The organism is Streptomyces sp. S186 (assembly GCF_051603415.1).
In the GTDB taxonomy this organism is placed as follows: Bacteria; Actinomycetota; Actinomycetes; order Streptomycetales; family Streptomycetaceae; genus Streptomyces.
This window is the reverse complement of sequence record NZ_CP193932.1, coordinates 8,111,153-8,130,818: the sequence shown is the minus strand read 5'-3', so window position 1 is coordinate 8,130,818 and position 19,666 is coordinate 8,111,153. Positions and strand designations below refer to the sequence as shown.

Genomic DNA, 19,666 nt, shown 5'->3' with positions numbered 1-19,666 from the left:
GCGGGTCTCCTCGGTGTGGGACGTCCCGGGGTCAGCGGGACAGGACGTATCCGTCGTCGGGTCGGTGGTCGCGCGAGCGCCGCAGGTCGGTGAGGACGAACGTGCGCTGGAGCCAGCGGTCGTGGCCGTCGTAGCGGGGCGTGAAGGCGGTACGGCCGTGCAGCGTCACCCGATTGTCGACGACGGCCAGGTCGCCGGCGCTCAGCCGCACCGTGTACGAGACGTCGTCGAACGCCTTCTCCAGGACGTGCAGGGCTTCCACGGCGCGTTCGGTGGTGCCGGTGGTGGCGGCGAAGTCGACCCGCACGTCCGGGTCTTCGGGGTCTCCGGAGAGTATCGGGTGGGCCGGGACGGTCCCGCCACAGGCTCCGAAGGAGGGCGGCGGCTGGGTGGCGAACTCCGGGGCCGACAGCGTCTCGACGGTGGCCTCGGGCAGCAGCGGCAGCGCCTCGCGGATGCCGGCGGTGCGCAGTCCGGCGGCGCCGTCGTGGTCGGCGCGCAGGCACAGCAGCATCACGTAGTCGGGGCGGTGGGCGTGGAAGGCGTTCTCGTTGTGCATCATCAGAGCCACCGAGCCGGCGTTGCCCTGGAAGGTCTCCTGGCCCGGCACCGGCACCACGTCCTGGACGAGGGCGCCGGACTTCTCGGCGCGGAAGGCGGCCGGATCGCCGAGGCCGCAGGCCGTCATCATCAGCACGGCGGCGGGCACGCTCGCCTCGCGCTGTACGGAGCCGGGCACGGTCGGGGTGAGCGGCAGGTTCTCCTCGTCGACGGGGAGGCCGCGCACCAGGAGTGCGCCGGAGGTGCCGGAGTGGCGCCGGTAGGTGGCCGCCCGGCGGCGCAGCGCGGCGGGCAGCTCTTCCCAGGCGGACCGGGCCTCGGCGACCCAGCGCGGGTCGTCGACCCCGGGCAGCCGGGCGCACAGGGCGCGGGCCGCGGCCTCGACCTGGGCCATCTCTTCGGGTTCGAGGACGAAGACCCCTTCGGTCGACCGGTCCCGTACGACGGTGGTTACTGACATTTCATGGCCATTTCTGTGCGCGGTGCGGAGGGCGTCCGGCGCGCGGACACCCGCTCGATCAGATTGAGTGCGGGGGCCGTGAGGATCGTGGTGACCAGCGTCATCACCACGAGCATCGCGAAGACGGTCGGCGTGATGACCTTCAGTTGCAGGCCGATGCCGAGGACGACGAGTTCGGTCAGGCCGCGGCAGTTCATCAGGGCGCCCAGGGAGACGGACTCCTGCCAGCCGAGGCCCGTCAGGCGGGCCGCTCCGGTGGCTCCGGCCCACTTGGCGAGGATGGCGACGGCGGTGACCAGCGCGCACCAGCCCCACATCCCGACCCCGCCGAGCAGCCGGAAGTCGGTGTGCAGTCCCGCGTACACGAAGAACAGCGGGAGCAGCAGCACGACGGTGAGCGCGCGCATCCGGTCCACGGCCGCCGCCACCATCGCCGAGTCGCGGGGCATCGCCGTACCGAGCAGGAAGGCGCCGAAGATCGGGTGGATGCCGATCCGGTCGGTGGTGTAGGCCGCCAGCAGGATGCCGGACAGCACCAGGGGTAGGGCGGCGCGTTCGACCCGGCCGCCGTGGTGGGCGGCAAGCCTGGCGAGGAGCGGCCGCACCCCGAAGTGCACGGCGGCGATGAAGGCCAGGCTCAGGCCGAGGGTGACCAGCACCGCCGTGGGCGAACCGCCCTTGGCCAGTGCGGTCACCAGGGCGAGCAGGCACCAGGCGGTGATGTCGTCGACGGCCGCGCAGGTCAGGGCGAGGGCTCCGAGCGGGGTGCGGTCGGCCCCGCGGTCGGTGAGGATCCGGGCGATCACCGGGAACGCCGTGATGCTCATGGAGACGGCGATGAACAGGGCGAACGCGGGGAAGCCGACGCCGGGAGCGGCGAACTGACGGTACATCGCGAGCGCCAGCAGCAGTCCGCCGAGCAGCGGGAGGGCGATGCCGGCGTTGCTGACCAGGACCGCGGTGCGCCCCCGGCTCCTGATGTGGCGCAGGTCGAGCTCGTAGCCGATCAGGAACATGAACAGGACGAGGCCGAGCTGCGCCAGGGCGTTGATAACCGGCAGCATGTCCGCCGGGAACAGCCGGCGCTGTCCTTCGGGCCAGACGGCCCCGAGCAGGGAGGGGCCGAGCGCGATCCCGACGAGGATCTCGCCGATGACCGGGGCCTGCCCGACCCGGCGGCAGAGCAGCCCGGCCACCTGCCCGCAGCCCATGATCAGGGGAAGGGCCAGCAGGAGGTGGGCGACCGGGTCCACCGCCGGGAGGGCCGCGGCGAGGTCAGCCGGTGGCATCGGAGTCGTCCGGCTGTTCGGCGAAGTACCAGTTCTCGGGGTTGATGAAGCCGAGCGGGTTGATCGGCTCGACGCCCTTGAGCTGGTGGGCCACTTCGAAGACCCGCAGCGGGAAGTTGGGCATCCAGATCACCGGGACCTGCTCGGCGAGGTAGTCCTGGTAGGCGTACATGTCGGCGAGGTCGTCGCTGGTGACGGTCTTGGCGATGAGTTCGTCGGCGACCGGGTCGGAGTAGCTGCCGAAGTTGCAGCCGGCGCCGGTTTGGTAGAGCAGTTCGCCGGTCGGGTGGAAGTTGGGCCCGTACACCCAGCCGCCGTTCCAGCAGGACAGCTCCCAGTTGGTGGTTCCGGTGGTGTCCTGACCGACCAGGACCGAGGGGTGCACCTCCTCTAGTACCAGCTCGATGCCGGCCCGCGCGGCGTCGTCGCGGAACTTGCGCATCACCCGGGTCAGCGTCTTCTCGTGCCCGGCGGCGTAGCGCAGCGAGAGGGTCAGCCGGGTGCCGGCGGGGATGCCCTCGCCGGCCTGGCCGGGCCCGGTGCCGGGGTCGACGCAGACGGCGGGGGTGACCGAGGTGTCCCAGCCGTTGTCCTGGAGCATCCGGCGGGCGCGGTCCACGTCGAAGGGGAACGGGTTGGACTTCTGCGCGGGCGACAGCAGCTCGGTGGCCGGCAGGGCGGGGACCGGGCCGTAGGTGGGGTAGCCGTAGCCCTGGTAGATCTCCTGGAACGAGCCGTCCTGGTCGAGGGTGGTCTGGAGCGCCTGCCGGAAGTACAGCTGCCGGAAGATCTTCCCGGAGACGGTGGGGTTGGCGAAGTTGAACGGGAAGTAGTGGATGGCGTAGAGGATCTGCGGGACGATCCGGTAGTGCTCGGCCAGCGGGTTGGGGCCGCCGGTGACGGGGGCCGCGGCCGGCTCGGTGATCTTGTCGAAGGGCAGGAAGCCCAGGTGGATGGCGTCCGGTCCGTGGGGCCCGCGCTCCAGCGCCCGGTACTGTTCCTCGTCGGTCTCGGTGGGCACGAGGCGGAACGCGTCGGCGTACGGCTTGTTGGGCCCGGAGTAGGACGGGTTGGGCACCATGGTGACCAGGCCGTCCATGGCGTAACTGGCGAGCTTCCAGGGGCCGTTGACGACCGACCAGATGGGGCTGTCGGCCCAGCGGGCCCGCGCGGAGTTGTCCTCCGCGTAGACGTCGCCGTTCTCGGCCATCAGGTAGTCGTAGACCGCGTACGCCTGGTCCTTGTCGGTGGTGGCGTCGGCGGAGCCCTCGGCGGTGCGGTCCCAGGCCCTGGGGAGCGGGGTGATGAGGCTGAACTGGTTCATCAGGACCCAGTTCTGTGCGTACGCCCGGTCGAAGGTGAAGCGGACCTGGTCCTCGGCGACCTTCTCGTACCCGGTCAGGTTGTCCGGGAAGTAGCCGGGCACATAGCCGCCGTACTCCTCCTTCTTGGCCTCCAGCAGGTGCATCCAGAGCATCACCCCGTCGGCGTTCACGGTCTCGCCGTTGGACCACTTGTAGGGCTTGACGGTGAGCGTCGCGGTGCGTCCGTCCTCGCTCCACCGGGGCGCCTCGGCCATGCTCAGCCCGTAGTCGACCCGCGCGTCGCCCTTGGTGCCGTACCAGTACAGCGGCCGGTACATCAGCATCTGGAACTCGTACAGGCTGCGGGCGCCGAACCGGCCCGGCGGCAGCAGGGGGAAGATGGCGGCGGGCGGGAAGCCGGGCGTGCAGGCCCAGCTGATCGTGCCGCCCTTGCGGGGTGTCGGGGTCATGACGAGGGTCCTTGCTCGATGAGGGGGTCGGTCGCGGCGAGTTCTTCGATGCAGGAGGTGCCGGTGGCGGCGTCGGGGCCGTAGCGCTCCCACGTCTCGTGCAGGCGGACCCGGCCGTCGGGGAGGATCTCGGGGACGGACACGCAGTGTCCGGCGACGGTCCGGCCGCTGGTCAGGACCATCGTGTAGGCGAAGGTGAGGGTGCCGTCGGGGGCGGCGACGCCGGTGAGCGAGCCGCGCCGGACGTCGCCTCCGGCGGAGGAGCCCCACAGCAGGTCGCCCTGCTGGCGGTAGTGGGCGATGGGGGCGTCGGGGCCGGCCGTGACCTTCCGGAACCGCCTGCCGTCGTAGTGGATCAACATGCCCTCCAGGGGTGGTGGGGGCCGCTCAGGCACGGTCGCGGAGTTCGAGCGTGCAGCACTTGACGCTGCCGCCGGCCTTGAGCAGCTCGGACAGGTCGACGCCGCGCGGTGCAAAGCCCCGCTCGCGCAGCGCGTCGATGAGGTGGGTGGCGGACTGCGGGAGCAGGACGTTGCGGCCGTCGCTGAAGGCGTTGAGGCCGAAGACCGCGGCGTCCGCGGCGGTGGCGAGGATCGCGTCCGGGTAGAGCTCGCGGAGCACGGCCTGGCTGCCGGGGGTGAAGGCGGCCGGGTGGTACATGACCTCGGTGTCGGACAGCACCGCGAGCGCGGTGTCCAGGTGGTAGAACTCCGGGTCGACCAGGGTCAGTCCGGTGACCGGGACGCCGAAGAACTCCTGTGCCTCGGCGTGCGAGCGCACGTCGGTGCGGAACCCCGTGCCGGCCAGCAGCCGGCGTCCGACGAGGAGGTAGTCGCCCTCGCCCTCGTTGATGTACTCGGGCCAGCACAGCTCCTGGTAGCCCTGGTCGCGGAACCAGTCCAGGTAGGCGGGGCCCTCGGCGGTGCGCTCGACGTGGCGGAAGCGGGCGCCGAGGACCTTGCCGTCGACGACGGTGGCGCCGTTGGCGGCGAACACCATGTCGGGCAGGCCGCCGACCGGCTCGATCAGCTCGACGGTGTGCCCGAGCTCCTCGTACAGCGCGCGCAGCGTCTCCCACTGGGCGAGGGCGAGCTCCGCGTCCACGGGCTTCTCGGGGTGCATCCACGGGTTGATGGAGTAGTGCACGTCGAAGTGGCTGGGGCGGCACATCAGCAGCCGGCGCCGGATCGCGGTGCGGGTGCGGGGAGCCTCGGGGGTGTGCGGCGGCTCGATGGGCTGCGGGTAGGGCATGGTGGTCCCTCCTGGGGTGCGGAAAGGGCTGGTGGGCGGCCGGGTGACGGCCTGGTTCAGGGGGCGAACCGCACGTCGATGGAGTGGGCGAGGTCGGTCGCCGTGCGCATCGCGTCCTCGAAGGAGGTGCCGGTGACACCGAGGAAGCCGAGGATGGAGTTGCCCTCGGGGGGACGGCGGATGAGGTCTCCCGGCCGGGCGGTGATCTTGAAGAAGAAGACCTTGTCGGAGTCGGTGAGTTCGGCCGGGACGTCGACCCGCTCGATCCGTCCGGAGTCGCACAGCAGGGCCATACCGGCGATGTGCACGCCGGTCGGGGTGTACGCGCCGACCTTCGGCCGGACGCCGCGGGCGGTGTCCATCAGGGCCCGGATCGGGCAGTGGCCGGCGGTGAGCCGGGCGATGTGGTCGAGCCCGCCGCCACCGGGGCGCACGGCGATCTCCAGGATGTGCGGGGCGCCCTGGTGGTAGCGGACCTCGGCGTGCAGCACGCCGTGGGTGACGCCCTGGGCCCGTACGCCGGCCCGGACCGCCCGGTGCAGCTCCTCGATCTGGTCGGGGCTCAGCGAGGTCGGCGCGGCGTGCACGTCGTCGTCGAAGGTGTCGCCCTCGACGGTGACCCGGTCGACGATCGAGCCCAGGTGGACCTCGCCGTCCCAGGCGACCGCCTCGCACAGGAACTCCCGCCCGTCCAGGAAGGATTCGACCAGCAGCCCCTGCGGGCCCAGGTCGATGCCGTGCGCCTCCATGCGGTACCAGGACATGCCGTCGATGCCGTCGAGGGCCTGGCCGAACCGCTCGACCATGTCGTCGGCGTCCTCGACGCGGAAGACGAAGTTGCTGGCCGCGCCCAGCGTCGGCTTGAGGATGACGGGGTAGCCGAACTCCTCGCCGGCCGCGTGCGCCTCGGCCAGGTCGGACACCAGGCGGAAGGCCGGGATCGGGACGCCGCCCTTCTCGTGGGCCCGGCGCATCAGGTACTTGTTGCGGCTGGTGCGGGCGGCTTCCACCCCGATGCCGGGCAGACCGAGCGCCTCGGCGACGGCGGCGACGGTGACGACACCGGCCTCGGAGAAGGTCAGGACGCCCTCGAAGTGCTCCTCGGCGTGCCAGGCGCGGGCGGCGGCGACGATGTCGTCGATCTGCTGCGAGCCGGCGACGCGGTAGCGCGCGGCGGGCCAGTAGGCGTCCTCGCCCAGGCCGTTCAGGACGTACAGCTCGGCCCCGAGCTCCTCGACCTGCTGGTAGCGGGACAGGTAGTACTGGGCGTTCTGGAGGGCCTCCAGCGCGAGCAGTTTCATGGTGCGGGCTCCTCGGGGGTCAGTTGGCGGGCTGCGGCACGGGCGTGGTGGCGGTGGCGGTCCGCTCCTGTGCGGCGTAGAAGCGCCGCATGGTGGCGATGACGGCCAGCGGGACGACGCCGATCAGGATCGACAGGCTCCAGAACGCGAGGGCCACGGACCGGTGGTCGGCGAGGTAGGACAGGGTGATCGTGACGACGAGTCCGGCCGCCAGGCTGACCGCGTTGACGGTGCCGAAGACCCGGCCGGAGCGGCTGTCCTCGACGGCCCGCATCAGCAGGGTGCGCGAGGAGATCGCGGCGAAGCCGAAGGCGAACGCGGCGAACGGGATCGCGGTCATCAGCGAGGCGATGTGGAACGGCTCCACGGCGATCAGCGCCGCGTTCCCGGTGAATCCGAAGGCCGCGAGCGCCAGGTTGGAGACCCGCGCGGAGATCCGCTTGTAGACGGCCGCGCCGATGAGCATGCCGACCCCGGCGAGCGCGTCGACCAGCCCGAAGATGCCCGCGTGCTCCTTGAACACCTGGATGACCAGGACCACCAACAGCACGTTGCTGACGGTGATGTTGACGCTGCCGACGGCGAGCAGCAGCCCGAGGCGCCTGACCGGTCCGCCCGTCGGCGTGGCCGCCTCGGCCCCCTCCTCGGCCGCCTGCCCGGCGCTGGTCCGCGGCTTGCGGCCGAGCAGCACCCAGCACACCGCGGAGAAAGCGAAGGTGGCGGCGTTGAAGTAGAACATCGGCGTCAGGCCGAAGACCTGGATCAGGAAGCCGCCGACGGCCGCCGACAGCAGCGAGCCCGCCTGCGTCGACATCGAGAAGTTGGCGTTGAACGGTCCGAGCCGTTCGTACCGCACCCGCTCCCGTACCAGGGCGTTGCTGGCGGGGTTGAAGGCGGCGGAGATCAGCGACAGCGCGAAGGTCACGGCGTACGCGGTGAGCTGGGTGGAGGCTCCGAGCGCCAGCGCGACCGGCAGCGACAGCGCCGCGAGTGCGCTGGCCACGTCGCAGAGCAGACACATCATCCGCCGGTCGAAGCGGTCGACGAGCCGCCCGAAGAGCACGGAGAGCAGCACCTGCGGGATGGCCATCACGATGAACAGCCAGCCCACCGACAGCGCGGTCCGCTGCTCTTCGAGGACCAGCAGCGACGCGCCCATCAGCTGGATGCCGTTGCCGAGGTAGGTGACGAAGTTCGCCGGGAGGATCAGCCACTCGGCCCGGTCCCGGCCGGACGGCCGGGCCGCCTGCGGTGCCCCGGGGGCCTGCGAGGTGGTCATGGTGCGACTCCTGAGATCGAGTGGTCGGGGGCGCGCAGCCGGCCGGGCAGCCGCACCGGGCGGTCCACGGCGGCCAGGCCGGTCGGGACGCCGGGCCCGGTGCCCAGCGCCCGGCGGGCCAGTGAACGGGCTATCAGGGGGGCGAACTTGAACGAGGAGCCGCCGCAGGCCGCGTAGATCCACGCGTTCTCCTCGCCCAGCTGCCCGAGGACCGGGCCGTGGGTCGTGCTGTCGGCGAGGTAGTAGCTGTCCTCGGCCCGCTCGACCCACTCGGCCCGGAATCCGTGCAGCAGCGCGGTGAAGAGCCGTACCAGCCGGGCCCGTTGCGCGTCGGGGGCGATCCGGTCGGTCATCTCCTCGACGGGCCGGCAGGCGACGGCCGCGCTGAGCTTGAGGGGCGTCCCGGCCACCGGCGGCACCAGCCAGGAGCCCTCCGGGGTGCCGAGGGACGGGATGGTGGGCGTGCGCTCCCACACCCCCCGCAGGTCCGGGGGCACCGTGCACAGCAGCTGGGTCTGCCGGTAGAGGGTCAGGCCGTCGGACCGGTCGGGGCCGAGCAGTTCGCGCGACCAGAGGCCGGCGGCCAGCACGACCGCGTCACCGCGCAGGGCGGTGCCGTCCGCCAGCCGCACCAGTCCGAACGGCGCCTCCACGCCGGTGACCCGCCGGCCGGGCAACAGCCGGACACCCGGCCGACCGGCCAGCAGGCCGGCGGTGCCGGACAGGATCCGGTCGGCGAGCAGCACTCCCCCGTTGCGCTCCAGCACCGCGCGGCTGCCGCGGGGCGGCCTCAGGTGCGGGAAGCGCTCGGCGGTCTGCCGCTCGTCGAGCCGCACCGCGCCCGGCACCTCGGCGAGCGCGGCGGCCGGGGCCTCGGGCTCGCCGGGGCCCAGGACGGTCAGGGCCCCGACCCGGTGGTAGATCTCGGCGCCGAGCCGGGACTCGACCTCGGCCCACCGGTGATGGGCCTCGATGGCCGCCGCGGCTTCGGGGGCGCCCGGGTGCAGGGCCCGCAGGACCCGGTGCCGGTCGTAGGAGGTGGCCTCCGGGTTGGGGATCTCGCCCCGGTCCACGACGCTCACCTCGGCACCCGCGAGCGAGCACTCCAGTGCGGTGAGGAGGCCGATCACTCCGCCTCCCACGACGATGATCCGCACGGCTTCAGCCGGCCCGGGCCGCGGTCGTGCCGAGCGGCGGCAGGGCGAACGGCTTGACCTCGGCGAGCGCGAAGGTCTCGAAGCCCAGCGAGCCGTCGAAGCCGTCGGCCGTCGCGGCCGCCTCGGCCAGGTCGATCAGGATCGGAGAGGCGCAGGCGATCAGGGTGCGGACCTCCAGGTACAGATCGCCCAGGGCCGTCCGGTCCAGCTTCTGGCAGCTCAGGTCGAGTTCCTCGGTCCAGCGGGCCAGTCGCTCCAGCTGTACGCAGATGAGGTCGGCGGCGCGGGTGAGGCTGTAACCCTCCAGTTCGTAGCAGGCGGCGAACCGCTCCAGCATGATCGCGGCGTGCCGGCGGCCACGGTCGGAGACCGGCAGGGTGGTGGTGCCGGCCGTCCGGGCCGCCTCGTCCAGGTGGGAGCGCAGCCGCTGCCACGGGTGGACGAGCCGCTCGTCGGTGACCTTGTCGAGGGCCACCCGGCTGAAGTTGGTCCGCTGGTTCTCGGGATTGGCCAGGGCCAGGTAGAACCGGACGAGGTCCCGGGGGACCTCCTTGAGCAGGTCCTCGGCGTACAGGACGTGCCCCCGGCTGGTGGAGAACTTCTCGTTCTCCAACTCGTAGAACTCGTTGACGATCATGGCGTCGGGGACGATGTAGCGGCCCTCGTGGGCCATGATCAGGGCGAGGTGGGTCAGGCCCCAGAACCAGATGTTGTCGAAGCCGATGAAGTAGACCAGTTCGTGGTCGCGTTCGGTGCGCCACAGCTCGTCGGAGGCGGTGGTCTCCTCACCGAGTTGCCGGGCCGCGTGGTCGGTGGTGTACATGACCGCCGGAATGCCTTCGACCCAGGCGTTGATGACCTGTCCGGGGGTCTCCGGGAACGGCGCCTCGATGCCCCAGCCGATCGGGTAGGTGATGGGGAAGTCGGCGAGCGGCCGGTCCAGGAGCTCGCGCACCAACTGCGCCATGTGGGGCCGCAGATACGGCAGCTTCTCGGCGTAGTAGGTGGTGAGGCGGTCCCGGTAGTCCTCCATCGGGAGGACCAGGATCTCGGCCTCGCGGGTGGTGAGCTGGTCGGTGGGGTCGACGGTGGAACGGGCGCCGATCAGCTCGTCGAAGTTGTTGGGGTGGCCGCAGGTCTCGCACAGGCCGCCGCGGCTCTCCGACAGGCAGATCGGGCAGTCGCCGCAGACCAGGCCCTCGACGAGGAATTCGCCGGTCTTCTCGGAGTACGGCAGGCGCACGGTGCGCAGCTCGAACTTGCCGGCGGCGTGCAGTTCCTGGACGAACTTCAGGACCGTGGCGCGGTAGCCGTCGTCGTACGGGGCGAAGCCGTCGACGGACATGCCCATCGTCTCCAGGGTGTCCCGGATGCCGGTCCACGAACGGCGGGCCAGCTCCTCGGGGGCGATGCCGAGCTTGCGGGCGCTGGCCAGGACGTAGGTCTGGCTCTCGTCGGTGCCGGAGGAGTACAGCACGCCGCGCCCGGTGGCGCGCAGGTAGCGGGCGTGGACGTCGGCGGCGATGAACGGGCCGGCGAGGTGGCCGACGTGCAGGCTGCCGTTGGGGGTGGGCGGGGTGTCGATGACGATGACTCGCCGGTCGCCCAGCTCGTTGCGGGACGGCATGGCTCAGCCCTCGCTCTCGTGACGCTTCAGGAACGCCGCGCTCATGTCGCTGTCCCACCAGACGCTGAACATCTCGAAGTCGGTGTCGGTGTCGTTGATGACCTGGTGTTCGTGGCCGGGCGGGAAGTGCACGATGTCGCCGGCCACGAACGGCAGCCGCTCACCGCGGGACTCGATCCACGCCTCGCCCTTCACCGCGATGAAGATCTCGTACTCGTGGTGGGCGTGCCTGGGCGAGGAGGCGCCGGCGCGGATGACGCTCTGGGCGCCTTCGAAGGGGGCGTTCAGCGTGGGCCACGGCAGCAGCCGTTGCGACCAGCTGTTCTCCGCGTCGAGCGCGGCGCGGTCGAAGTGTCGGATGTCCAAGGGAGTTCCTTAGGGAAGGGCAAGAGCGGGCTTGCCGACGGGGCGCGGGCGCCTGGCGGGTGCGGGGCCGTGGGGCTCAGAGGACCGGAACGGGCTCGCGGTCCCCGGCGGTGGGCCGCGGCGCGGTCCGGGGGGACCGTGCGGCGTGGTCGATCAGGTTCCGGGCGATCTCCTCGCTGCGGGTGGCGAGGATGCTCAGCAGGGAGTCGGCGATGCCGTGGGTGGCCTCGTTGACGCCCTGCAAGTAGCAGCTGGCGGCGGTCTGTTCGCCGAGGTCCAGCCGGTAGTCGCGGCCGACCTCGATCTTCGCGAGGCCGAGTGCGTCGGCCAGGTTCCGGATGACGGCGGGCTGCTCGGGGCGGAATCCGGTGCCGAGCAGGACGAGGTCGCAGGGGAGTTCCTCGACGGCGCCGGTCAGCCGGTTGGCCAGGGTCAGGACGAGCTCGTCGCCGGTGTCCCGGACGTCGGTGACGCGGGTCATGGTGCGGATAGCGAGGCCCCCGCCGCCGCGCATCCGGTCCAGGTAGACCTGCCGGTAGAGCTGCTCCAGCATGGGTGGGGTCAGCCCCGCGTAGTTGGTGCGGTGCATCTCCTCCAGGATGCTGCCGCGGGCGGTCGCGTCCGCGGCGTAGAACGCGTCGACGAAGCCGGAGAAGAACAGCTCGTTGGTGAACTTGCTGGTCTCGTAGTGGTTGAGGCCGATCGAGCGCATGATCAGCGTGGGGGTGCAGCCGGGCAGGTCCTGCTGGACGGAGTGGAACATCTCGGCGGCGCTCTGCGCCCCGCCGATGACCACCACCCGCTCCCCCGCCCGCCGGGGCCGGGCGGCGATGCGGTCCACGTATTCGGTGCTGTGGATGACGCGGTCGGCGCCGAGCCCGCGGAAGACCGCGGGGATGTTGGCGTCCCGGCCGGCGCCGACGACCAGGTGGCGGCCGGAGATGACGGCACCGTCCGCGGTGTGGGCCAGCCAGCCGTCGACGGCGCCGGCACCGTCCCGGCGCGGCATCAGCGAGGTGACCTCGGAGCCGTACCGCACGCGGACCCGGTCGAGGGATTCGGCGACCCAGCGGTGGTAGTCGGATATCTCGCTGCGGTAGGGGGTGAAGGTGGAGAGGTTGATGAACTCCTCCAACCGCCCGCTCTCGTGGAGGTAGTTGACGAAGGAGAACTTGCTGCGCGGGTTGCGCAGCGTCACCAGGTCCTTGAGGAACGAGACCTGACTCTGCGACCAGGGCAGCAGCATGCCGCGCTGCCAGGCGACGGTGTCGCCCTGCTCCAGCAGGAGGGTCCGGCCGGCCAGGTGGGGCGGCGCGAGCTCCTCCAGGGCCACGGCCAGTGCCAGATTGGCCGGGCCGGCTCCTATGGCGAGAACTTCGACGTCGTGCTTGGACATGAACTTCCCCTTGTGCGGTGGCGTGGTGGCGCCCCGGTGTCGCGCCCGGAGCCGGATGGGTCGGGCGGTCAGATCCGCAGGGCGCCCGCCGGTCTGGTGTCGGTGGTCAGCGGGGTCGAGCCCCAGCCGGAGTCGTCGGCACCTGCCTGGGTGGCGCCCCAGCCCGAGTCCTCGGGGTCGCCGCTGGCGTTGACGGCCAGGACGGACACGAAGGCGGCGAGCGCGAGGGCGGCTGCGGCGGTACGGATGCGGGACATACGAACTCCTCGTGCGTGGCGTGCGGATGGGGAGGGCGGGGCCTCGACCGGCTGTGGTGCCGGGATGCCCGCCGTGGCAGCAACCATGGCAGCGCCCGGGCCGGTTGACTGGCCGAAAAGACACCCGACAAACCGCCTGGCAGAAACACGCCCCTCTCACAAAACCCGCCAAACGAACCTGAAGCACAATGAACTCATGCTTCCGCGTACGAAACGGAGGCACATCTGCCAGATTCTCGTCACGATTTGCCATGCCCTCGGGAAACTTGTCCCGATTAGGGAAATCCCTCCCCTTGGCAGGTTTCCGCCTGGCGGATTGCCGGTGTCGTCCACGGGCCGCCAACCCGCCCGCGCGCAGCGATGGTTGGTATCAGGCCGGGCACCCGCGCCCGGCCCCCGTCACGGCTGAGGAGTCAGAAAGATGACCGCCCCCACCGACGTACTGCTCGTGATCGGCAGCGGCCAGCAGCGCTACCGCGAGTACCTCCTCGCGAGCGCCGCCGAGCGGCACCCGCTGTGGCTGATCGACTCCTCGGAGCCGACCTGGCAGCAGCCGCACATCGTGGGCTCCAGCGTGGTGCCGCTGCTCGACCGGACCCGGCTGATCCCGGACCGCGAGCGGATAGCCCGCACGGCCCTGCGCATCGCCGCCTCGCGCCGGATCACCGGCGTCCTCACCTATGACGAGACGCTGGTGACCACCGCCGCGGCGATCGCCGAGAAGCTGGGCCTGCCCGGCCTGACCACGGACGGCGCCGACCGGTGCCGCAACAAGCACCGCACCCGCGGGGCCCTCACCCTGGCCGGTCTCCCCCAGCCCCGCTACGCCCTCGCGCTCACCCTGGACGAGGCCCGGGAGGCCGCCGCGGCGATCGGCTTCCCCATGGTGCTCAAGCCGCGCGGCATGGGCGCGAGCATCGGCGTGGTGCGGGTGGACGACCCGGCCGGACTGGACGACGCCTTCGTCATGGCGGAACGGGCCGGCCACGGCGGCTCCCCCGACTACGAGGGCGGGGTGCTCCTGGAGGAGTACCTGACCGGCCCCGAGATCAGCATCGACGGCGCCTGTCTCGACGGCACCTACCAGCCGATGTTCCTCGCCCGCAAGCAGACCGGTATGGAGCCGTACTTCGAGGAGACCGGCCACGTCGTCGACGCCGGCGACGAACTGCTCCGCGACCCCGAACTGCTGCGGATCCTGCGGGCCGCCCACCGGGCACTGGCGGTGTCGACCGGGACCACCCACACCGAGGTCCGCTTCACCGCCAAGGGCCCGGTCATCATCGAGGTCAACGCCCGCCTCGGCGGCGACCTGATCCCATGGCTGGGCCAGTTGGCGACCGGCATCCGCCCCGGCCGGGTGGCCGTCGAACTCGCCCTGGGCATCCGCCCCGACCTCACCCCCACCGAGCGCCGGGCGACCGGTATCCGGTTCAGCTACCCACCGCGGGACTGCCGCGTCGAGGAGGTCACCGTCCCGGCACCGGATCCGGCCGGCGGGCTGCTGTACGCCGAGCCGATCGCGGACCCCGGCACCGAGCTGCGACTGCCCCCGAACGGCTATCTGGGCCGCTTCGCCTACGTCGTGTGCGCCGGCGAGGACCGCGCCGCATGCGAGCGGCGGCTCGACGCGGCCGCCGACGCCACGTCCCTGGCGTACACCCCGACCGCCTGACCCGTCCCCCAACCGTCCCCGCACACAAGGAGCACCCCACGGTGTCCGCGCTCACTGAACTCACCCGCGCCGAAGCCGACGCGCGCGCCCGGCTGCTGCACATCGACTCCTACCGGATCCACCTCGACCTGACCGCGGGCCCGGACGTCTTCCGCTCCGAGACGGAGATCCACTTCACCGCCGCCGAACCGGGCGCCGCCACCTTCGCCGAGCTGATACCCGAGCACCTCCACTCCATCGAGCTCAACGGCCGCGAGCTGGACCCCGGTTCGGTGTGCGCGGGCGGCCGGATCCACCTCCCGGCCCTCGCCGCCCGCAACCGCCTGCGGGTGGTCGCCGACTGCCGCTACACCAACACCGGAACCGGCCTGCACCGGATGACCGACCCCGCCGACGGCAAGGTCTACCTCTACACCCACCTCCAAGTGGCCGAAGCGGCACGGGTCTTCGCCTGCTTCGACCAGCCGTCGCTGAAGGCCCCCTTCACCCTGAGCGTGACCGCGCCGGACGACTGGCAGCTCTTCTCCACCTCCCCCCCCCCCCCCACACCCCACGGCGCCACCTGGCACTTCGCGCCCACCCCGGCCCTGCCGACGTACGCCTTCGCCCTGGTCGCCGGCGACTACCACGTGGTGCGCGACACCACCTACACCGCTCCCGACGGGCGGCCGATACCCCTGGCGGTGGCCTGCCGCGCTTCCCTCGCCGCGCACCTCGACGCGGATGAGATCCTGCACACCACCCGCCAGGGCCTGGACCACTACACCGGGGTGTTCGGCGCCTTCCCGTTCGCCAAGTACGACCAGGTCTTCGCGCCCGAACTCAACGTCGCGGCCATGGAGAACGCGGCCTGCGTCACCGTCCACGAGAAGTACGTCTTCCGCTCCCTGGCCACCGAGGCGCTCCGGGTGCGCCGGGCCGGCACCATCCTGCACGAGATGGCCCACATGTGGTTCGGGAACATGGTCACCATGCGGTGGTGGGACGACCTGTGGCTGAGCGAGTCGTTCGCCACCTACGCCGCCGCCCGCTGCCAGGCCGAGGCGACCGAGTGGACCCAGTCCTGGACCATGTTCGCCAACGTCGAGAAGGTCTGGGCGTACCAGGCCGACCAGCGGACCACCACCCACCCGGTGGTGGCCGACATCGCCAACCTCACCGACGTCCAGGTCAACTTCGACGGCATCACCTACGCGAAGGGCGCCGCCGTCATCAAGCAGCTGGTCTCCTGGGTGGGCACCGACGCCTTCAACGACGCGGTACGCGCATACTTCCACCGGCACGCCTGGTCCACCGCCTCCCTGGCCGACCTCCTCGCCGTCGCGGGCAAGCACTCGGGCCGCGACCTCGGCCACTGGGCCGACGAGTGGCTGCGCACCGCCGGCCCCAACACCCTGCTCCCCGAGCTGACCGTCGACGAGGCCGACCGCTTCCGCTCCTTCACCGTCGTCCAGGAAGCGCCCGCCGCGCACCCCCGGCTGCGCTCCCACCGGATCGCCATCGGCTTGTACGAGCTCCGCGACGGCCGCCTGGAACGCGTCCGGCGGGTGCAGGCCGACGTGACGGGCCCACGCACCGAGATCCCCGAGCTGCGCGGGGTACGCCGCCCCGATCTGATACTCCTCAACGACGACGACCTCGGCTACGCCCGCATCCGCTTCGACGAGCGTTCGCTGGCCACCGTGCTGGCGCACGTCAGCGCGCTGCGCGAACCGGTGCAGCGAGCGGTGTGCTGGTACGCGCTGTGGGACATGGTCACCAGCGCCGAACTGCCCGCCCGGACCTACCTCCGGGCCGTCACCGCCTGCCTGCGCCACGAGACCGACTTCGGCATCGCACAGGTGCAGCAGCGGCAGGCGCAGACGGCCGTGGCCCGCTGCACCGCGCCGGCCGACCGCGCCGCGGCCCACGACGCACTCGCCGCCACCTGGTGGGAGCTGCTGGGGCAGGCCGAGCCCGGCAGCGACTTCCAACTGATGTGGGCCGGCGCCTTCGCCGAGACGGCCCGCTCGGCCCCGGACCTGGACCTGGTCGCCTCGCTGCTGTCCGGCGAGCGGACCGTGCCGGGGCTGGCGGGCGACGCCGAGCTGCGCTGGCAGCTGCTGACCGCGCTCGCCGCCGCGGGACGCGCCGATGCCGCGGCGATCGACGAGGAGGCGGCCCGCGACCACACCGCGGCCGGGCTCCGCCACGCGGCCCGCGCCCGGGCCGCCCGCCCCACCGTCGACGCGAAGGCGGCGGCCTGGGACTCCGTCGTACATCGCACCGACCTCCCGCACGCCGTACAGACCGCCGTCGCCGAGGCGTTCACCACCCTCCCCCAGGACGGCGCCGAGCTCCTACGTCCATACATCGACCGCTACTTCGCGGCATTGGCGCCCCTCTGGAACGAACGCGGCGCCGACCTCGCACGGGCCCTCGTCGACCCCCTCTTCCCCCGCAGCCTGATCGAGGAAGCCACCCTGAAGGCCACCGACACCTACCTCGCCACACACCACCCGGCCCCGGCCCTGCGCCGACTGCTCCTCGAAGCCCGCGAGGACGTCGCCCGCGCCCTGAACGCCCAACGACACGACGACACCGGCCAGACGATCGCTTCCGGGGGCCGGCGATCGTAGGGCAGGCGGTCCATTGGTGAACGGAGGGGCACCTGTCCGGTCCTGGGTGAAGCCGCATCAGGCGGCACCGAGTCCCGTGATCAGGGACTGGGCCACCATGTCGGCTCCCTGGGCGGTGGTCAGCTCCGGCATCTCGTGTGAGGCGATGTTGGTGAGGTGAGTGAGCAGGGAGCGGGCCCAGCGGTCCGGAAGGCCGGGGCGGATGACTCCCTCGCGCACAGCGCGGGCCATGAAGGCGTCCAGTTGCTCGATCAGCCGGCGCAGGCGTGCGGCCGCCGCTTCGTCCTGTACTTCCTGCACGTCCACCGGCCACCGCCTGCTGACGGTGATGATGCCCTCCGCGTACCGGTGCAGCGCCACCATCACGGGCGCCTCGGTCAGCCGCGCCTCGGCGACGACCTTCTCGCAGGCGTCGAGCTTGGCCAGGTGGACGGCGGCCATGAGCGCCTCGCGGGTCTTGAAGCGGCGGTAGACGGTACGTCGGTCGACGCCCGCCGCCGCCGCGATCGCCGCGATGCTCGTGCTGGGGTCGCGCGCCAGCAGGCGTGCTCCGGTCTGCAGGACCGCGTCCAGGTTGCGTGCCGCATCAGCTCTCACGTGACCGGAGCATACGCAGGACTGGGGCTGATCGACCAGCAACTGCCATATAGCTATTGCAAGTTACCGCTTAACTGTCACATAGTTGTGGTGGTTGTTCCTTGGCACTTCCGACGTCGCGTCATCCCTCCCTCATTCCAGGAGTCCTGCGTGAGCCCGGTCCACATGTCCGAGAAACTGAAAGCAGCCCTCGATTCCAAGGTCTTCGTGACCGTGGCGACCCTTCAGCCCGACGGGAGCCCGCACCAGTCGGTGGTCTGGGTGGGAAGGGACGGCGACGATCTCTTCTTCGTAACCGGTGTCGACAAGCTCAAGGTGCGCAATCTGCGGCGCGATCCACGGCTGAGCGTGACCGTAAACCCGCCGGACGAGCCTTACGCATACGCGGTGATCACCGGCACCGCCCGTTTCAACAGCACGGGCAGCCGCGAGCGCATGGACGAACTGGCCGTCAAGTACACCGGCAAGACCTACGCCGAACACAACCCGGAGTCGTACGCCACCCTCCCGGAACTGGTCACCGTCCACGTCACCCCCGAAAAGATCGCGGCCCGGTTCCTGTGAGCCGAAGGCGCAACAAGGGAGCACTGCGATGAAGACCTACGTCATCACCGGCGGAACGGACGGCATCGGCAAAGCCGTCGCCCACAGGCACCTGGTAGGCCAGGCCGATGTGGATGTTGTTGCCGATGACGTGCTCACCTTCGGCCTTGGTGTCGGCGGTCAGCTCGGCGACGCCGAAGGCATCGGTGTAGAGGGCGATCGCCTCCAGGCTGTCATGCACGTACAGCAGGGGCACGAAGCGCTGGAAGATTTCCTTGGTGGCCACGATGGGTTCCTCTCTTGCGTCGGAATGGCTGCTTCATATGGGGAGGAAGCGGGGTGTTTCACTCGATGTCTTCGACGGTAGAGGCCCAATAGGTCATTGAATGTCCTTACACTCGGCCAAGGTGGACGGCATGAGAGCCGAACCGGGAGAGACACGAGGGGCGAGAGATCCAGCTGCCCGTCTGCTGCAGCTGCTCTCGCTGCTCCAGCGCCCACGTGACTGGACGGGCGCGGAGCTGGCCGAGCGTCTCGGGGTCACCGCCCGCACCATCCGCCGCGACATCGACCACCTGCGCGAGCTGGGCTACCCCGTCCAGGCCACACAGGGCAACGTCGGCGGCTACCGCCTCAGCGCAGGCACCGCCATGCCGCCCCTGCTCCTGGACGACGACGAAGCCGTGGCCATCGCGATCGGCCTGCGCGCGGCGGCCGTGGCGGCGGTCAGCGGTATCGAGGACACCTCGCTGCGTGCCCTGGCAAAGCTGGAACAGGTGCTGCCCTCACGGCTGCGGCGCCGGGTGTCGCACCTCGCCAAGGCCGCCACCTTCCTGCCCCAGCCCGTCCAGGGGCCGGAGGCCGAGCTGCTGGCCGCCCTCGCCGCCGCCTGCGTCGCCCACGAGAAGGTCCGCTCCAGCTACGCCCCGTCCCGCGGGGCCTCGTCACGGCGACTGGCCGAGCCCAAGCAACTGGTGGCCGCCGGGCGGCGCTGGTACCTCGTCGCGTACGACCTCGACCGCGCCGACTGGCGCACCTTCCGCGTCGACCGCATCGACGCCCTGCACCGCACCGGCGCCCGCGTCCCGGAACGCGAGCTGCCCGGCGGCCAGGACGCCGCCGCCTACGTAGCGGACGCCCTGGCCGCCGGCCCGGGCAACTGCCGCGCCGAACTGATCATCCACGCCCCCATCGAGCGCGCCGCCGAGGGCGTACCGGCCTCACTCGGAGTCCTGGAACAGCTCGACGCGCACCGCTGCCGCCTGCGCACAGCCGTCGACTCCCCCGAATACCTGGCCTTCCGCATCGCCTCCCTGCGCCTGGACTACACCCTCGTCGGGCCACCCGAAATCGCCCCGCACCTGCGGCGCATCGCCCAACGCGCCCTGGCCGCCGTCCAGGGCCAGACACCGGACGACGGCTGAGCCGGCATACCGAGCAGGGCGCGGGAGTCGGACATCTCTTCGGGCATCTACAGCGCCTGGTGGCGGCGGAACAGGCAGCAGCCGGGCCCGC

18 protein-coding genes are annotated in these 19,666 nt (G+C 71.4%); 4 read left to right on the top strand and 14 right to left on the bottom strand.

The window, feature by feature from the left end; translation table 11 throughout:
* Positions 1-31: 31 nt before the first annotated feature.
* From ACRAS8_RS35300 to ACRAS8_RS35245, 12 genes are all read right to left on the bottom strand, one after another.
* Complete coding sequence (locus ACRAS8_RS35300) at positions 32-1,021, bottom strand: TauD/TfdA family dioxygenase (protein ID WP_438490111.1); 990 nt, start codon at positions 1,019-1,021, stop codon at positions 32-34.
* Positions 1,012-2,310, bottom strand: coding sequence for a cation:proton antiporter (locus ACRAS8_RS35295; protein WP_438490110.1), 1,299 nt, complete (start codon positions 2,308-2,310; stop codon positions 1,012-1,014). The genes ACRAS8_RS35300 and ACRAS8_RS35295 overlap by 10 nt, the downstream gene beginning before the upstream one ends.
* Positions 2,297-4,084, bottom strand: coding sequence for an ABC transporter substrate-binding protein (locus ACRAS8_RS35290; protein WP_438490109.1), 1,788 nt, complete (start codon positions 4,082-4,084; stop codon positions 2,297-2,299). Before ACRAS8_RS35290 ends, ACRAS8_RS35295 begins: the two co-directional genes overlap by 14 nt.
* Positions 4,081-4,446, bottom strand: a complete 366-nt coding sequence (locus tag ACRAS8_RS35285) for a hypothetical protein (RefSeq protein ID WP_438490108.1) — start codon at positions 4,444-4,446, stop codon at positions 4,081-4,083. The genes ACRAS8_RS35290 and ACRAS8_RS35285 overlap by 4 nt, the downstream gene beginning before the upstream one ends.
* Before the next feature lie 25 nt (positions 4,447-4,471).
* Positions 4,472-5,335: a dimethylargininase gene (gene ddaH / locus ACRAS8_RS35280; RefSeq protein WP_438490107.1), complete on the bottom strand. Its 864-nt coding sequence runs from the start codon at positions 5,333-5,335 to the stop codon at positions 4,472-4,474.
* A 56-nt stretch (positions 5,336-5,391) separates the two neighbouring features.
* Entirely contained in the window at positions 5,392-6,636 is a 1,245-nt protein-coding gene (locus tag ACRAS8_RS35275; protein WP_438490106.1) for an ATP-grasp domain-containing protein, read from the bottom strand.
* Positions 6,637-6,655: 19 nt separating this feature from the next.
* Entirely contained in the window at positions 6,656-7,915 is a 1,260-nt protein-coding gene (locus tag ACRAS8_RS35270; RefSeq protein WP_438490105.1) for an MFS transporter, read from the bottom strand.
* A complete protein-coding gene (locus ACRAS8_RS35265) occupies positions 7,912-9,072 on the bottom strand; it encodes an FAD-dependent oxidoreductase (protein ID WP_438490104.1) in 1,161 nt (386 codons plus the stop codon). The genes ACRAS8_RS35270 and ACRAS8_RS35265 overlap by 4 nt, the downstream gene beginning before the upstream one ends.
* Before the next feature lie 4 nt (positions 9,073-9,076).
* Complete coding sequence (locus ACRAS8_RS35260; protein ID WP_438490103.1) at positions 9,077-10,699, bottom strand: class I tRNA ligase family protein; 1,623 nt, start codon at positions 10,697-10,699, stop codon at positions 9,077-9,079.
* Positions 10,700-10,702: 3 nt separating this feature from the next.
* Positions 10,703-11,065: a cupin domain-containing protein gene (locus tag ACRAS8_RS35255; RefSeq protein ID WP_438490102.1), complete on the bottom strand. Its 363-nt coding sequence runs from the start codon at positions 11,063-11,065 to the stop codon at positions 10,703-10,705.
* A 76-nt stretch (positions 11,066-11,141) separates the two neighbouring features.
* Positions 11,142-12,461: a lysine N(6)-hydroxylase/L-ornithine N(5)-oxygenase family protein gene (locus tag ACRAS8_RS35250; protein WP_438490101.1), complete on the bottom strand. Its 1,320-nt coding sequence runs from the start codon at positions 12,459-12,461 to the stop codon at positions 11,142-11,144.
* Between the two features lie 68 nt (positions 12,462-12,529).
* On the bottom strand, positions 12,530-12,718 hold the full coding sequence (locus ACRAS8_RS35245) for a hypothetical protein (RefSeq protein ID WP_438490100.1): 189 nt from the start codon (positions 12,716-12,718) through the stop codon (positions 12,530-12,532).
* A gap of 421 nt (positions 12,719-13,139) precedes the next feature.
* On the opposite strand from ACRAS8_RS35245, the gene ACRAS8_RS35240 reads away from it, so the two are divergent.
* Both ACRAS8_RS35240 and pepN read left to right on the top strand, forming a co-directional pair.
* On the top strand, positions 13,140-14,393 hold the full coding sequence (locus tag ACRAS8_RS35240; protein WP_438490099.1) for an ATP-grasp domain-containing protein: 1,254 nt from the start codon (positions 13,140-13,142) through the stop codon (positions 14,391-14,393).
* 41 nt (positions 14,394-14,434) lie between these two features.
* A complete protein-coding gene (pepN, locus tag ACRAS8_RS35235; RefSeq protein WP_438490098.1) occupies positions 14,435-17,011 on the top strand; it encodes an aminopeptidase N in 2,577 nt (858 codons plus the stop codon).
* Between the two features lie 57 nt (positions 17,012-17,068).
* On the opposite strand, the gene ACRAS8_RS35230 is transcribed toward pepN, so the two are convergent.
* Positions 17,069-17,608: a TetR/AcrR family transcriptional regulator gene (locus ACRAS8_RS35230; RefSeq protein ID WP_438490097.1), complete on the bottom strand. Its 540-nt coding sequence runs from the start codon at positions 17,606-17,608 to the stop codon at positions 17,069-17,071.
* Between the two features lie 150 nt (positions 17,609-17,758).
* Between ACRAS8_RS35230 and ACRAS8_RS35225 the strand changes: the two genes are divergently transcribed.
* On the top strand, positions 17,759-18,172 hold the full coding sequence (locus ACRAS8_RS35225; RefSeq protein ID WP_438490096.1) for a PPOX class F420-dependent oxidoreductase: 414 nt from the start codon (positions 17,759-17,761) through the stop codon (positions 18,170-18,172).
* Here ACRAS8_RS35225 and ACRAS8_RS35220 read toward each other — a convergent pair.
* Positions 18,138-18,437: a hypothetical protein gene (locus tag ACRAS8_RS35220; RefSeq protein WP_438490095.1), complete on the bottom strand. Its 300-nt coding sequence runs from the start codon at positions 18,435-18,437 to the stop codon at positions 18,138-18,140. The two genes, ACRAS8_RS35225 and ACRAS8_RS35220, sit on opposite strands and share 35 nt — an antisense overlap.
* Positions 18,438-18,567: 130 nt before the next feature.
* Here ACRAS8_RS35220 and ACRAS8_RS35215 point away from each other — a divergent pair, with 130 nt between their 5' ends.
* Positions 18,568-19,575 carry a helix-turn-helix transcriptional regulator gene (locus ACRAS8_RS35215; RefSeq protein WP_438490094.1) on the top strand — a complete coding sequence of 336 codons (1,008 nt, stop codon included), beginning with the start codon at positions 18,568-18,570 and terminating at the stop codon, positions 19,573-19,575.
* The last annotated feature ends 91 nt before the right edge of the window (positions 19,576-19,666 follow it).